General features: G+C 40.6%; 14 protein-coding genes. 2 read left to right on the plus strand and 12 right to left on the minus strand.

The features are described 5' to 3' along the window. Positions 1-189: 189 nt before the first annotated feature. Positions 190-1,524: a PhoH family protein gene (locus tag MKY01_RS21935; RefSeq protein WP_024628438.1), complete on the minus strand. Its 1,335-nt coding sequence runs from the start codon at positions 1,522-1,524 to the stop codon at positions 190-192. Positions 1,525-1,676: 152 nt separating this feature from the next. On the opposite strand from MKY01_RS21935, the gene MKY01_RS21940 reads away from it, so the two are divergent. Then, positions 1,677-2,372: a YhcN/YlaJ family sporulation lipoprotein gene (locus tag MKY01_RS21940; RefSeq protein ID WP_127545293.1), complete on the plus strand. Its 696-nt coding sequence runs from the start codon at positions 1,677-1,679 to the stop codon at positions 2,370-2,372. Between the two features lie 7 nt (positions 2,373-2,379). Here MKY01_RS21940 and MKY01_RS21945 read toward each other — a convergent pair whose 3' ends face one another. The 6 genes from MKY01_RS21945 to MKY01_RS21970 all read right to left on the minus strand — a co-directional run bounded on the left by MKY01_RS21945 (position 2,380) and on the right by MKY01_RS21970 (position 8,154). Further along, a complete protein-coding gene (locus MKY01_RS21945) occupies positions 2,380-2,832 on the minus strand; it encodes a pyridoxamine 5'-phosphate oxidase family protein (RefSeq protein WP_339283501.1) in 453 nt (150 codons plus the stop codon). 98 nt (positions 2,833-2,930) lie between these two features. Continuing rightward, positions 2,931-3,992, minus strand: coding sequence for an LCP family protein (locus MKY01_RS21950; protein ID WP_339283503.1), 1,062 nt, complete (start codon positions 3,990-3,992; stop codon positions 2,931-2,933). Positions 3,993-4,082: 90 nt separating this feature from the next. Continuing rightward, positions 4,083-4,379, minus strand: coding sequence for a YlaH-like family protein (locus MKY01_RS21955; protein ID WP_036614990.1), 297 nt, complete (start codon positions 4,377-4,379; stop codon positions 4,083-4,085). Positions 4,380-4,680: 301 nt separating this feature from the next. Further along, positions 4,681-6,525 carry a translational GTPase TypA gene (gene typA, locus MKY01_RS21960; RefSeq protein ID WP_036614992.1) on the minus strand — a complete coding sequence of 615 codons (1,845 nt, stop codon included), beginning with the start codon at positions 6,523-6,525 and terminating at the stop codon, positions 4,681-4,683. Between the two features lie 177 nt (positions 6,526-6,702). Continuing rightward, complete coding sequence (locus tag MKY01_RS21965; protein ID WP_036614997.1) at positions 6,703-7,197, minus strand: hypothetical protein; 495 nt, start codon at positions 7,195-7,197, stop codon at positions 6,703-6,705. A 297-nt stretch (positions 7,198-7,494) separates the two neighbouring features. Then, positions 7,495-8,154 (minus strand): TerC family protein, encoded by a 660-nt coding sequence (locus MKY01_RS21970; protein WP_339283505.1) that lies wholly within the window; start codon positions 8,152-8,154, stop codon positions 7,495-7,497. 87 nt (positions 8,155-8,241) lie between these two features. Here MKY01_RS21970 and MKY01_RS21975 point away from each other — a divergent pair, with 87 nt between their 5' ends. Further along, positions 8,242-8,952: a TerC family protein gene (locus MKY01_RS21975; RefSeq protein WP_036674816.1), complete on the plus strand. Its 711-nt coding sequence runs from the start codon at positions 8,242-8,244 to the stop codon at positions 8,950-8,952. Between the two features lie 150 nt (positions 8,953-9,102). Here the strand turns inward: MKY01_RS21975 and MKY01_RS21980 are convergent, their stop codons facing one another. The 5 genes from MKY01_RS21980 to MKY01_RS22000 all read right to left on the minus strand — a co-directional run bounded on the left by MKY01_RS21980 (position 9,103) and on the right by MKY01_RS22000 (position 12,928). Next, a complete protein-coding gene (locus tag MKY01_RS21980; RefSeq protein WP_339283507.1) occupies positions 9,103-9,303 on the minus strand; it encodes a hypothetical protein in 201 nt (66 codons plus the stop codon). 108 nt (positions 9,304-9,411) lie between these two features. Continuing rightward, a complete protein-coding gene (locus MKY01_RS21985; protein ID WP_124115997.1) occupies positions 9,412-10,125 on the minus strand; it encodes an ABC transporter ATP-binding protein in 714 nt (237 codons plus the stop codon). Between the two features lie 13 nt (positions 10,126-10,138). Further along, on the minus strand, positions 10,139-10,894 hold the full coding sequence (locus MKY01_RS21990) for a hypothetical protein (RefSeq protein ID WP_127545281.1): 756 nt from the start codon (positions 10,892-10,894) through the stop codon (positions 10,139-10,141). Between the two features lie 20 nt (positions 10,895-10,914). Beyond that, a complete protein-coding gene (locus tag MKY01_RS21995) occupies positions 10,915-12,006 on the minus strand; it encodes a YcaO-like family protein (RefSeq protein ID WP_339283512.1) in 1,092 nt (363 codons plus the stop codon). 13 nt (positions 12,007-12,019) lie between these two features. Next, on the minus strand, positions 12,020-12,928 hold the full coding sequence (locus MKY01_RS22000; RefSeq protein ID WP_339283514.1) for a YcaO-like family protein: 909 nt from the start codon (positions 12,926-12,928) through the stop codon (positions 12,020-12,022). Positions 12,929-12,937: the final 9 nt, after the last annotated feature.

Raw genomic sequence — 12,937 nt, forward strand, 5'->3', positions numbered from 1 at the left:
TGCAGCAATTATTGTAACAAATAAGTAGTACTCTTGTCCTACCCTGCCGAAAAACACTTTTTCGGATTTTTGCATAATACGAGCATATCGAGTTCTGTGTAATAACGCTTACTTATTTTTTCAGCAAAAAGCCGGCTCTAGGAGCCGGCTTCAATAACAACATTTTCCGGGAAATAAATCCCCTAAATATTACAATAAATCAGCTGCAAGCTGTGCCAGCTTGGACCGTTCTCCTTTTTCGAGCATAATGTGTCCGCTGATTCCCTCTTGTTTGAACCGTTCCACGATATACGTCAGGCCATTACTGGCCGAGTCGAGATACGGATGGTCTATCTGTTCGGGGTCTCCCATCAAAATAATCTTACTGCCTTCACCGACCCTTGATACAATGGTCTTCACTTCGTGACGCGACAGATTCTGGGCTTCATCAATAATGATAAACTGTCCTGGTATCGATCTTCCACGAATATACGTTAAGGCCTCCACCTGAATACTGCCAAGCCCCATTAGGATTTTATCGATATCTCCGGCTTTTTTGGTGTCAAACAAAAACTCCAGATTATCATATATCGGCTGCATCCATGGACGAAGTTTTTCTTCCTTCTCACCAGGCAAATAACCGATATCTTTCCCCATCGGAACGACAGGACGAGCGATCAACAGTTTTTTGTATTTATGATCATCCTCTACCTTAAGCAGACCTGCTGCAAGTGCCAGCAAGGTTTTTCCTGTTCCGGCTTTACCGGTGATAGTAACAAGCGGGATGTCATCATTCAAAAGCAGTTCCAGTGCCATGCGTTGTTGTGCGTTACGTGCACTAATACCCCAGACATTATCATTACTGAGGAAAAGCGGCTCCAGCTTTGTTCCCTCTGTGTTCACTTTAAGCAAAGCCGATTTATTGGTTCCCATCTCATCCTTGAGAATGACAAATTCATTCGGATACAACGAATAAGACAACTGCAATGGTTTGATTGGTAAAAAACGATATGTGTAAAACTCATCAATCACTGACGGATGAACTTTTAGGGCCGTATAACCTGGATATAACTCACTGAGTCCTGCCGTCCGATCTGATAAGTAATCCTGTGTGAACAGACCAAGTACATCCGCTTTGATACGCACAAGTACATCTTTACTGACAAGCACGACCTGACGTTCAACTACTTCCTTTTCATTCTCCTCAATCTGATAATTCAGTGCGACAGCCAAAATGCGATTATCGTTGGACACTTCGCCAAACATTTCCTGAACTTTCACGAAACTCCGATGATTCAGCTCTACTTTCAGGTTACCTCCATTAGCCAAAGGTACCCCACTGTGCAAGTGACCCAGCTCTCGTAATCCATCTAACAGTCTGGATACATTACGGGCATTACGCCCAATTTCATCGGCATTTCTTTTTTTGGAGTCGATCTCCTCCAGTACAACCGCGGGAATGATTACCTCATGTTCCTCAAAGGCAAATATGGCATTGGGGTCATGCAGAAGCACGTTGGTATCCAATACAAAAATCTTTTTCATTCAATCCCCTCCAAAGCGGCGTCGTTAAAGGCATGAATAGTGTGATCTTTCAGCAGCGGCATGGACAATCATGATCCCATACATAAATGTATTCGACTAGGGCAAAATAATTGTCAACCATTCTGAAAAACTCCAAGAAAGGATGAACATTTATGAAAATATGGGTTTGCACGCTGCTTCTGATCTTTATACTTACAGGTTGCAACAGTTCCACACGCAGCGCTTCGCCGAATCAAGGTACACATGCGAAAGGTTACGGAGGAAATGTAACAACTCAGCAAGATCAAGGGAAAGGATCTCACATGCTCAATGCACAGGAAGATCGGATGAATCCTTCACGTTTGGACCGTCTCAATGAGAATACAGGTGAAGTCCATGATACCAACATTGCAGATGATGCAAAGAGTGGCCGGATGCCAAATGAAAAACGAATCAATCACCTTAAAGCCCTTGCCAAGCAAGTAGAAGGTGTTGAAGATGCGAACTGCGTCATACTCGGTAATACAGCTGTAGTTGGCATCGATGTTGATGGTGAACTGGAACGTGCTCGGGTGGGTACCATTAAGTACGCTGTTGCCGAAGCACTTCGCAAAGACCCCGAAGGTATAGATTCCATCGTTACTGCTGATGCAGATGTCACTGAACGAATTAAAGAGATTGGTGAACATATTCGTCAAGGGCACCCAATTTCGGGTTTTGCTTCAGAACTCGCTGACATGGTGGGACGAATTATCCCTCAACTCCCGAAAGACGTCAAAGTCCGTCAAAATCCGGATGAACACATGAATCAAAAACAACAAATGCAGCAACTGCATTCATCGGACAAAAGACAACAAAAAGCCCAGTGATCTCTCACTAGGCTTTTTTCATGGCAGCAAAAACCTGCTCATCTAATTTCTCAGCAGCACGCTGATCATATATTTTGACATATTGAGGCACAGAGGACAATTGAGCGCCGTAAAACAGAGCATTCCTCACCGCTTCAATTGTAATGTCGAAACAGCACATATTAAATGGAACGTCCAGCAGCGGATCTTGTCGTACCGCAGCACGTCCGTTCACTGCGTACACCGTCTCTTCTCCAAAGACAGTTACCGTAATAAGCGGATTAGTAGTCATGTTATTCACTAAACGTGAACGATGATCGATCGCTACACGAAAAGTAGAAGCATTCTCCGCATAAATCCAGGAGATGGCTGTTGAAGTCGGACCTCCGGATTCTACATCCACTGTGCTCAGAAGCACAAAGGTCTCATTCTTGAATTGCTGTAAAAGAGATTCAGTTAATTGTGTGACGGCTTCGGACATTCAACCAGCCCCCTAACCTTCTTTATGCAATTCTTGTACTTGGTTTATGTTATTATAGCATACCGATTAACGTGCTTCCAATCCCAAAAGAATGAAGGTTATTCGCCTGAAGGTGAAGCCGTTACTTTACCTGAAAGTGTATCTTGTAATGCCTGCTTGGCATTGGCGAGTTCCGTCTCATTAATATACACATATGGACTTCTCCACTCTCCGGTAACCGGAGTATAATGCACATCCGAAGTGGAAATGTTCCAATACGTTGAGATAAAGTTTTTCATTTGTTCCGATTCCACATCTGTCGTCATATTCTTGTCAACTGCACCAATCACTTTGCTGATCTTTGTAATGCCCCCAAGAGATTTCATCTGATCCAGCATAGAGTTCAGCACTTGGTTTTGACGTTTGTTACGATCAAAGTCATTGGATTCAGCAGTCTTTGGATCACAATTGGATTTACGGTAACGCACAAAATCTAGTGCTGCTTTACCATCGAGATGTTGTGCGCCTGCGACCAGATTGATATCTGTACCATCGGCTGTATCTCTATAACACATATTTTTATCCACAGTCACATCCACGCCACCCACGGCATTGACAGCATCACGGAATGCCTGGAAATTCAGGACGGTTGTATAATTAATATCTACATCCAAATACTTGCCCATCATTTCTTTCATCTGATCCTCTGCATTTTTGCCAGTGGTTTTTTCCTGTGCTTTGAATCTTGGATAATAGGAATTCAGCTTGTTGGATTTGTACCCATCCAATTGAATACGCGTGTCTCGAGGCAAAGATACAATGGTTGCCGTCTTGGTCTTCGGATTCAACGAAGCCACCATAACAACATCCGAGAGATATGTGCCAGTTTCAGGACGGTTATCTGTGCCTAATAACAGCATCGTGATCGGTTTGGTTGTGGCTGACATCCCGGGAGGTACCGGTTTATCGATGCCTGTATCCACGACTTGATTGTATACCCAGTACGCATATCCACCGCCTACCACAATGGCAATAACCAATAGACTTAAAAGGATTCTGCCAAAAGCATTCATTCTCTTTTTCTGCTTAGGCTGCTTGCCCTTGCCATTCTTCGATCCAGAAGCACCGGATTGCGTTGGTGCCTGTCTCCGTGGAGGCAGTCCGTTCGAATTTGAGTTCATATCTTCAACACCTTTATCACATCTGTTTTTGTCTAAATAAAAGACAACCGCTTTCCCTAAGGAAAACGGATGGTCTGTACAAGACAGGATTTATGAGTTTCGAGCGGCAGCTTCCGCCTTTTTCTTTTGACGACCTTCAATAAAATAACGCACTCTCACTAACAACATCAAACCAACCGCGACCAACAAACATTGAATGATGGGCAACTTGTCGATCTGAAAAATAAGAAGCATGAATGTGCCCATCGCCATCAAAATATAGAGAACGATTTCCTTACCAAGTGGCAATTTCTGACGTACCCGAAACACCTTGTTATATACGTAAGTAATCAATACAAAGATGACGATGTAGGCTACGATCGGGTGTGATGCGAACCATGCTTGCATGCACAGCCAGCTCCTTTCGTGTTCATGCTAGAGTATAAGTTAACTGGTTGATGGAGTTCCCTTTAGCAACTTAGAGAGCCAGTACGTGCATCGTGACCGTTTCGGTCTCAGCTCGTTCTTCTGATCGCTGTTATCCCCAGATTTTTTTGATCCATTTTCTTAATGGTAAAATCCGGGGATAAAGGCGAGCGCTTCGCTTCTTCAGAATCGATTCTGATCCCTACACTACTTTAGCTGTACAACCCTCTCGTTACTTGCCGGGCCCATCAAATGCTAACTTATATAGCTTATTTTGTTGTTATTAGGCTTTTGAAGCCATTTTGCGTTGTTTTTCTGCACGCTCACGCTCGGATTTGTTCAGGATCTTTTTACGAAGACGAATAGATTTTGGTGTAATCTCACAATATTCATCTTCATTCAGATATTCAAGCGCCTGTTCCAATGAGAAGATAATCGGAGTTTTAATTTTAACCGTATCATCTTTACCGGAAGAACGAACGTTAGTCAGTTGTTTTTCTTTGCAGATGTTAACAACGATATCATTGTCACGTGTATGTTCACCAACAATCATACCTTCGTAGATTTCAGTACCCGGCTCCAAGAAGAGCGTACCGCGATCCTCAACGCCCATCATGCCATAGAACGTAGATGTACCCGTTTCAGTTGAGATCAACACGCCTTGGTGACGTCCACCCACTTGACCGGATACTACTGGAGCGTAGCTGTCAAATGCATGGTTCATTACACCGTAACCACGAGTCAATGTCAGGAAGTTTGTGCTGTATCCGATCAAACCACGTGCTGGAATTAGGAACTCCAGACGAACTTGACCACTACCTGTGTTAACCATGTTAACCATCTCTGCTTTACGTGCGCCCAGGCTCTCCATTACGGAACCCATGCTCTCTTCAGGGATATCAATCAACAAGCGCTCAACAGGTTCCATTTTCTTACCGTCAACTTCTCTTACGATAACTTCTGGTTTGGATACTTGAAGCTCATATCCTTCACGACGCATATTTTCAATCAGGATACCCAAGTGAAGCTCACCACGTCCGGAAACGATAAATGCATCAGGGCTATCCGTTTCGTCAACACGAAGGGAAACATCTGTTTCCAACTCTTTCAACAAACGCTCACGAAGTTTACGGGAAGTTACCCATTTACCTTCACGACCTGCGAATGGACTGTTGTTCACGAGGAACGTCATTTGCAGTGTTGGCTCATCAATTTTCAGAACTGGCAAAGCTTCCGGGTTGTTAGGGTCGGCAATGGTTTCACCAATGTTGATGTCCTTGATCCCTGCAATGGCAACGATGTCGCCTGCTCCTGCTTCTTCCGTCTCAATACGTTTGAGACCTTGGAAACCAAACAGTTTCTCGATACGTGCAGTTTTACTCTTACCATCACGCATAATAACCGTTACCGATTGTCCTTGACGGATCACACCGCGGTTAACACGACCAATGGCAATACGGCCAAGGTATTCATTGTAGTCCATCAAAGTAACGAGGAATTGAAGTGGTTCTTCAACATTTTCGGTAGGGTGTGGGATATGACTAACGATGGTATTGTAGATCGCCATCATGTTGTCATCTTGTTTGGCAGGATCATTATCCATGCTGGATGTTCCGTTCAATGCGGAAGCATATACAACAGGGAATTCGAGTTGTTGATCGTTGGCACCCAGTTCAATGAACAGGTCCAATACTTCATCAATAACCTCAGTCGGACGAGCCGCTGGACGGTCAATTTTGTTTACAACAACGATTGGTGTCAGATTATGCTCGAGTGCTTTACGAAGTACAAACTTCGTTTGTGGCATACAGCCTTCATAAGCATCAACAACGAGCAATACACCGTCAACCATTTTCATGATACGTTCAACTTCACCACCGAAGTCGGCGTGTCCTGGTGTATCCACAATATTAATCAAGTAATCTTTATAAGTTATAGCCGTGTTTTTGGCCAAAATCGTAATACCGCGTTCACGCTCCAAATCGTTGGAGTCCATTACGCGCTCCTGTACCGTTTCGTGATCTCGGTAAGTACCGGATTGCTGGAGCAACTTGTCAACGAGTGTTGTTTTTCCGTGGTCGACGTGGGCAATAATCGCAATATTGCGAATGTGTTCTCTTGAATGCATGTTTTGTATCCATATCCTTTCCAATTTCAAATCATATCTACTTAAACTTCCCGCAATTTCGCAGGTTACTCACAAAATAAGCGTCGGTGATATCCCGACGCATGTCTATATCCCTTATATTATAGTTTATTATAGGTAAAAATCAAGATATTTCGCACGAAAAGACCACTGGGAATGTTACCAGCCTCTCCCTTGACGTCCTCGTCCAAGTAATAACCAGACTCCACCCAAGATCAAAAGGACAGCAAGTACATAGATTATTCCCGTTTGCAGCAAGGTAAATCCGAATAATATGATGGACACCGCACCAAGGATCAAAGCTGCAGGTAACACATATTCCGGTCTTCGCCGTTCAGCCATTCCATATTCGAGTAACCCTATGGCGATCCCAAGCAAGAATGCTGGCCACAGCCTGCTCATAAGTCCAGCGCCCCAGGTATTCGTTATACTAAATAAAACACCATACACCGTTAGTATGCCGGCAGGAACGAGTGACCACGATGGTGAAATACGCGCATAATATAACGCATGAAGGGCGATGCCTGGCAGCAGGATCAGCAAAGGCCAGAAATTACGACCAATAAATCCAAACACGCCAAACTTGCCAAGCAGAATAATAATTCCCGCAGCTGCAATAAATAGTCCAATCGCTTTTTCATTTCTCATCCTCATCTAAAATCACCTCTTATACTATGGCTATGTACTTTATTTCTTCATAAACGATACGCATTCCATGCTGACTGTTGATAATCAAACCTTTAATCATGCTTCTAGTGTATCCGATGTTTCGGCAAAAAACTATACTTTATGTCGCACTTTGCGTGCGTCCTTTACCTGTATTACCCTAAAATGTGCAACTTATGACCAGCCCAATGATTGTTGTATTGACAAGCGTATTATCTCACCACAAAACCGCCTAAACCGGACGGTTCAGACGGTCATATGTTCAAGCTTTTATCCAAAATTAAACTATGCGTTCTTCCGCACAAATTTATGTGCGCCTCCAATCGCAACCACAAGACAAGCCATGGCTACGGGTAGCAGCGTATGAACCTCTGATGCCATACCTCCCAGCCATTCTCCTAACTTGGGGTCTTTCATCACCATCTCACCTGCTGTGAAGGCCAGGATGCCTGATCCAACGAATACAAGAATCGGAAATCGCTTCAACAAACCAACAATTAAGCCGCTCCCCCATACGACGATGGGGATACTGATTGCAATACCAATGACGATCAGAGCCAAATCTCCATCTGCCAAAGCCGCTATGGCCAAAACATTATCCAAGCTCATTACAAAATCGGCAATCAGAATGGTTTGAATGGCTTTCCAGGTCGTAGAAGCTTCTCGAATATGTACTTCATCCTCATTTTGAAGCAGCAGCTTTAGTGCAATCCAGAGTAGCAACAGCCCACCTGCCGCTTGGATAAAGGGAATCCCCAGCAATAATACCGCTACAAAGGTTAACACACAACGCAGCAGCACCGCGCCAAAAGCTCCCCACCATACCGCTTTTTTGCGTTGTATTGGTGGCAGATCCTTGCTGGCAAGCGCAATAACAACCGCATTATCTCCACTTAATACCAGATTGATCATCAAAATTTCAGTTAACAGCCATAGTGTATCCATGTCCTCATCCCCCCACATTAACTTGTATGTCGGAGTTGTCCATGCTATTCTTAATGATTGAACCGTATATAAGGAGTGACATATATCATGGAGCTATTTAGTCCCACATTCTGGCTGGCTTTGCTGAACGTTGTCTTTATTGATCTAATTCTGGCTGGGGATAATGCCATCGTCATTGGTCTCGCAGCTCGAAATTTGCACCCTTCCGTGCAGAAAAAGGCGATTCTATATGGAACTGGCGGCGCACTTTTGATTCGAATTTTAGCAACAGTTGTTGTTTTATGGTTGCTTAAAGTTCCGTGGCTCTTGCTTGTGGGAGGCATACTTCTGATCTGGATTGCCTATAAATTATTGGCGGATCAGGGAGATGAACACAATAATGTCCAGGCGGGAACTTCCTTGTGGACCGCTATTCGTACCATTGTGATCGCGGATGCAGCCATGGGATTAGATAACGTGATTGCAGTTGCTGGAGCAGCGCAGCAGCATCTCGTGCTTGTCATCCTTGGACTCCTGATTAGTGTACCTATTATCGTCTGGGGCAGTACCCTGTTTATCAAGCTAATTAATCACTTTCCATGGATCATCTATGTCGGAGCCATTGTTCTCGGGTATACGGCTTCCAATATGATCACTGAGGAACAGCGACTCTTGCCTTACTTTACTGAACATCCGGCATTGCGCATTCTCTTCATCGTTGTGGTTATTGCAGGTGTAGTCTTTGCAGGTTATCGCAAACGCTCCAGCAGTTCCAGCCACAAGGGATCTGGCGGGGAACAGCAGCGCTCCTATTCGTAGTCTTATTGCGGAGAAAATTTTCAAGATATACATCCAAAATAAAACCCAAAAAAATGAAAACTATAAGATGGTCAAGACCCCATTTAATAGACATTGAAAAAAGACCCTAGGCTATAAACTGCTTCCGGAACTCTACCGGAGGCAGTTTATTTAATTTTCGTTGTGGTCGATGTTGGTTGTAAAAATGGATATACGCTTCAATTCGATCTTTTGAGACGTTGTCTGTCTTTCATGCCAAACTTCTCCATGATTCTGCGATACGTCCAGCCTTCCACCAAGTGAAGAATGTATCGCTTCCATCTTTATCTCCAAGGAATACTGTTTAAACTTCTGACCTTTAACTGCTGGCATATAAAATGCACCCCTTAGAACTTCATCGGATAAACCAAGGGTTTATTCCAATTTCTATTCTAAGGAGTGCGCTTCAAGAAAGGTCATCAGTTTTTGGGTTTAACAACCTCAACTTATGAACCGATCGAATATTTCGTCCGGGTTAGTTGTGTCGAAATTAGAAATATACTGAGTATAGTTACCCTGAAATATAATCTCTCCTTTATGCAGAAATATAATTTTGCATTTAATATCCTTGAGCTCGTGTAGATGATGTGTCGAAAAAATAATCGTAGAATCATCATTTTCCGTAAGTTTTTCCATTCTTTTGTAAATCTTGATTCTTGACGATGGATCTACCCCAGCAGTGGGTTCGTCAAAAATATATAACTTTTTCTTAATTTGAGTTAGCGTCATAATATAAAGCCATTTTCGTTCACCTACAGACATTTGCCCTATGCGTTTATTCCAAAGTTGACTAAATAAAGTGAGTTCCCTTTCACTCCTCAAGTCTATTTCACTTATGATTGCATTTATATCATCAACAAATTTTTTTCCTGAAATTGAGAAAATTAGACGAACATAATCTTTACCTGTTACTAGATAGGAAATATAGGCTCCTTGTAGATGATACAGAATATCTTCATATTTGGGGAGATTTATGATCTGACCTTCAGAAGGCCTGTATTGTCCAATTAACAAATCAAAAAGCGTGGTTTTCCCTGCACCATTTAGTCCTATAAGTACATTAACAAGGTTCTTTTCAAAATTTATGTTTACTCCATTGATAACATTAAATTCTGTTTTAGGGTATTTGAAAGATATATTATTTAAACTGATCATGATTATCTCCGATCTAAGTTCTAACGATTTTAGAGTTAACTTTTAGAAATTTAAACGATATTATTCCTATAATCAAATAAACTAAAGTAATAATAAATAAAAGAAATATGTTCTCTTGAGTTTGACCATAAAAAAAGAAATCTGATGTCATACGACACATTCTTGATACATACTCAACTGGACTGAGTAAAAATAAGTCATTTAATTGAGTATAATTATTGTTTCTAAACATAGTCATGAATAAAGCAGGTAACATAACTAAACTTGCAACAGAATTAAGTGTAGCTGTTGTCACCGGTAGAGAGGCCAACAGTAACATTAACATGGCTAAGGGGAGACTAACTAGTAAGAAAGACACTATTGAGATTGCGACTAATTCAATCACAGGTAACTTAAACACAACTGCTGAGATTAAAGTAAATGCTAAGACAATAATGGAACCATGAATAATTTGTATAAAGTATAAACTGAAAATAATAGGTTTTTTGTCCCCTGCTACATAAGTAAAAGATCTAAGAAAACCAGTTTCTCGGAAAATTGAAATTCTACTCGCTATCCCATAAAGAAAAATCCCTACAAAGTTATAGGACCAAATCGCACTGAAGGAAGAAATGATTTCATTTATTTGTGGTGTTTTATAAAACCAATTAATATTGATAGAAAGAAAAATTAAAATAGGCATTAGCAATGACCATAAATAATTGCCGATCCCTTCTCTGAATATAATTTTATTGAAGAAAATATAAAACTCATACGTTTTTCTTAACATTAAAGCTAACCTCAATTCATTTAGGCAAATGGTATCATTTTAAATTTATTTGGATAATTATCAGATTCCATTTTTTTTGATATTTTGTAATCATTTGGGTCATATAGTACAGTATTAATGTGTGGAAATGCATCTGGAGAAAATACTTTTGCTATTTTGATTTGATTTTCAGGATAAGGAGAAGACATTTGTGTAACATAGACATCAATGTCGAAGCGATCTTTAAACATCTTGATCGAATCAAACAGCTGCTTATTTGACGGAGCATATTCCTGTGTATAAGTACATATTTCTTTTTTATTATTCAACAAATAACTTACATCCTCTAAAAAATCATCGAGACTCATGGAATAAAACATGTCAACATACATATTATCGTATTTATGACCATCTTCCTCCCGATATGCCTTATGAATGACTACACTTTCAAATATCATTAAAAATTCATCCAAACTTGATTCCACTGCTGCTTCAAAATTCCATGAACTTCCTAAGCCCACTGAAAATGCTTTATCTTCATAACCTACACACATAATTACATGAACGCCCTCTATGATGGAAATGCTATGAAAGGATATTTTTTTCAATGCAGAGCTGATCTGCGTAATTTTCTGTCTTAGATTTTGATTTTGGATGTATGCTGGATCAACTACTTCACCTGGGCACGCACTGAGCCAAGAATAGATCAATGATTGCCGCTCTATGAATTCTAAATATCCTTTTTCAATAACCAAATCACTCCGAACATGTGCTGCATTTCCCGTACTATCTGTAAAATTACCATGTTCCATGGAATCAAATATCGGTAAATGATGATTCAATAGTATAGAGTCTGCGCCTACATCGATGATATCACCAGAAATAAGGTTGCACGCTTTGAAGGTAGGCTGTTTATTATCAAACTTGTTTTTTTCAAGATATTTTATTCCTGCTAACCTTTCTTCAAATTCACCGATCGATGACTTCATTAAATTCTTCACATTGTTTTTTTTTGAGAATCCTTCTAATCCAGGATGCAAATATGAATTTATAGTACATCCTTTCGGTCGATGAAGAAAAGCAGATTGATAAATATTCATTGATTTCTTAATGAACGGTGCAGCACTATTCATAACCAACCTCCTTCTAAATAATTGGACAATCAGGGTAATTTTCTAATTCCATTGCAGTTAGACCTAATGTACGCTGATTAATCATAACTTTCTCATTTATGAATTTTTTCTGCGGTATATGCGTCAGTAATTCGTTAGATGATACTTTAATGGAGATAGAAGACGTATGAATTTTCTGTTGCAAAACCGAAACATTCATACTTGTAATCCACTTAGGAAGCCCCCCAAGGATCTTTGTAATTTTCGTTTTACTGTCAAAATCAGTAATATTATCATCAGGAGAATTGTTATTATACTTGATATTAAGCAGGTCTTGGATATGATCTATTGCTTTAGGAGACATAACAAATTGATCATGTTTATTAAGTATCCCTTCCTCGAAATAATTTTTCAAATCATGATATCTTCCCAAGAAGTAGGCTTCAGATACCGCTTTATCTACTGCATCATTCAAATGCATTCCTGAACCGCTACCAAATTTGTAAGTAATTCTTCCTTCCTTATCTTCTACTATGCATAGCACAACTAATAAAGGAAAAAAGAAATCTTGGAGGAATAAATGTACTATAAGTCCATCTTTATCCATTTTATTTATATAAATGGATTTATAATCCTCAGTTCTTAATTTGGTTCCATATTTTCCATACCAAAACAAAAAAATGCAGTTCTTTTCTAACAACTCCACCAAAGCATTGTATAATGAATGATATGGATCAGTATGAACAGCCGTCCCTGTTGTATCTACAGTAGGATTGTATTCATTATATTTTGTTAATTTTGTAGGGATTTCAACAACTTTTTCACTCAATAAATCATAGGCAAAGCTTGCTTCACCAACTGATTTGGCACCAAACATCAGAGATCTGCGTTCTACCGATTCTGAAAATGATTTAATTAATGCATTCCGTTTATCCAATGACACAGCCCCACA

This window comes from Paenibacillus sp. FSL R5-0486 (assembly GCF_037975155.1).
In the GTDB taxonomy this organism is placed as follows: domain Bacteria; phylum Bacillota; class Bacilli; order Paenibacillales; family Paenibacillaceae; genus Paenibacillus; species Paenibacillus amylolyticus.

What these genes read in the sequence shown, in the direction of transcription:
- MKY01_RS21935 (WP_024628438.1), bottom strand. Translation starts at nt 1,524, where the DNA reads ATGAAAAAGATTTTTGTATTGGATACCAACGTGCTTCTGCATGACCCC.
- MKY01_RS21940 (WP_127545293.1), top strand. Translation starts at nt 1,677, where the DNA reads ATGAAAATATGGGTTTGCACGCTGCTTCTGATCTTTATACTTACAGGT.
- MKY01_RS21945 (WP_339283501.1), bottom strand. Translation starts at nt 2,832, where the DNA reads ATGTCCGAAGCCGTCACACAATTAACTGAATCTCTTTTACAGCAATTC.
- MKY01_RS21950 (WP_339283503.1), bottom strand. Translation starts at nt 3,992, where the DNA reads ATGAACTCAAATTCGAACGGACTGCCTCCACGGAGACAGGCACCAACG.
- MKY01_RS21955 (WP_036614990.1), bottom strand. Translation starts at nt 4,379, where the DNA reads ATGCAAGCATGGTTCGCATCACACCCGATCGTAGCCTACATCGTCATC.
- typA (WP_036614992.1), bottom strand. Translation starts at nt 6,525, where the DNA reads ATGCATTCAAGAGAACACATTCGCAATATTGCGATTATTGCCCACGTC.
- MKY01_RS21965 (WP_036614997.1), bottom strand. Translation starts at nt 7,197, where the DNA reads ATGAGGATGAGAAATGAAAAAGCGATTGGACTATTTATTGCAGCTGCG.
- MKY01_RS21970 (WP_339283505.1), bottom strand. Translation starts at nt 8,154, where the DNA reads ATGGATACACTATGGCTGTTAACTGAAATTTTGATGATCAATCTGGTA.
- MKY01_RS21975 (WP_036674816.1), top strand. Translation starts at nt 8,242, where the DNA reads ATGGAGCTATTTAGTCCCACATTCTGGCTGGCTTTGCTGAACGTTGTC.
- MKY01_RS21980 (WP_339283507.1), bottom strand. Translation starts at nt 9,303, where the DNA reads ATGCCAGCAGTTAAAGGTCAGAAGTTTAAACAGTATTCCTTGGAGATA.
- MKY01_RS21985 (WP_124115997.1), bottom strand. Translation starts at nt 10,125, where the DNA reads ATGATCAGTTTAAATAATATATCTTTCAAATACCCTAAAACAGAATTT.
- MKY01_RS21990 (WP_127545281.1), bottom strand. Translation starts at nt 10,894, where the DNA reads ATGTTAAGAAAAACGTATGAGTTTTATATTTTCTTCAATAAAATTATA.
- MKY01_RS21995 (WP_339283512.1), bottom strand. Translation starts at nt 12,006, where the DNA reads ATGAATAGTGCTGCACCGTTCATTAAGAAATCAATGAATATTTATCAA.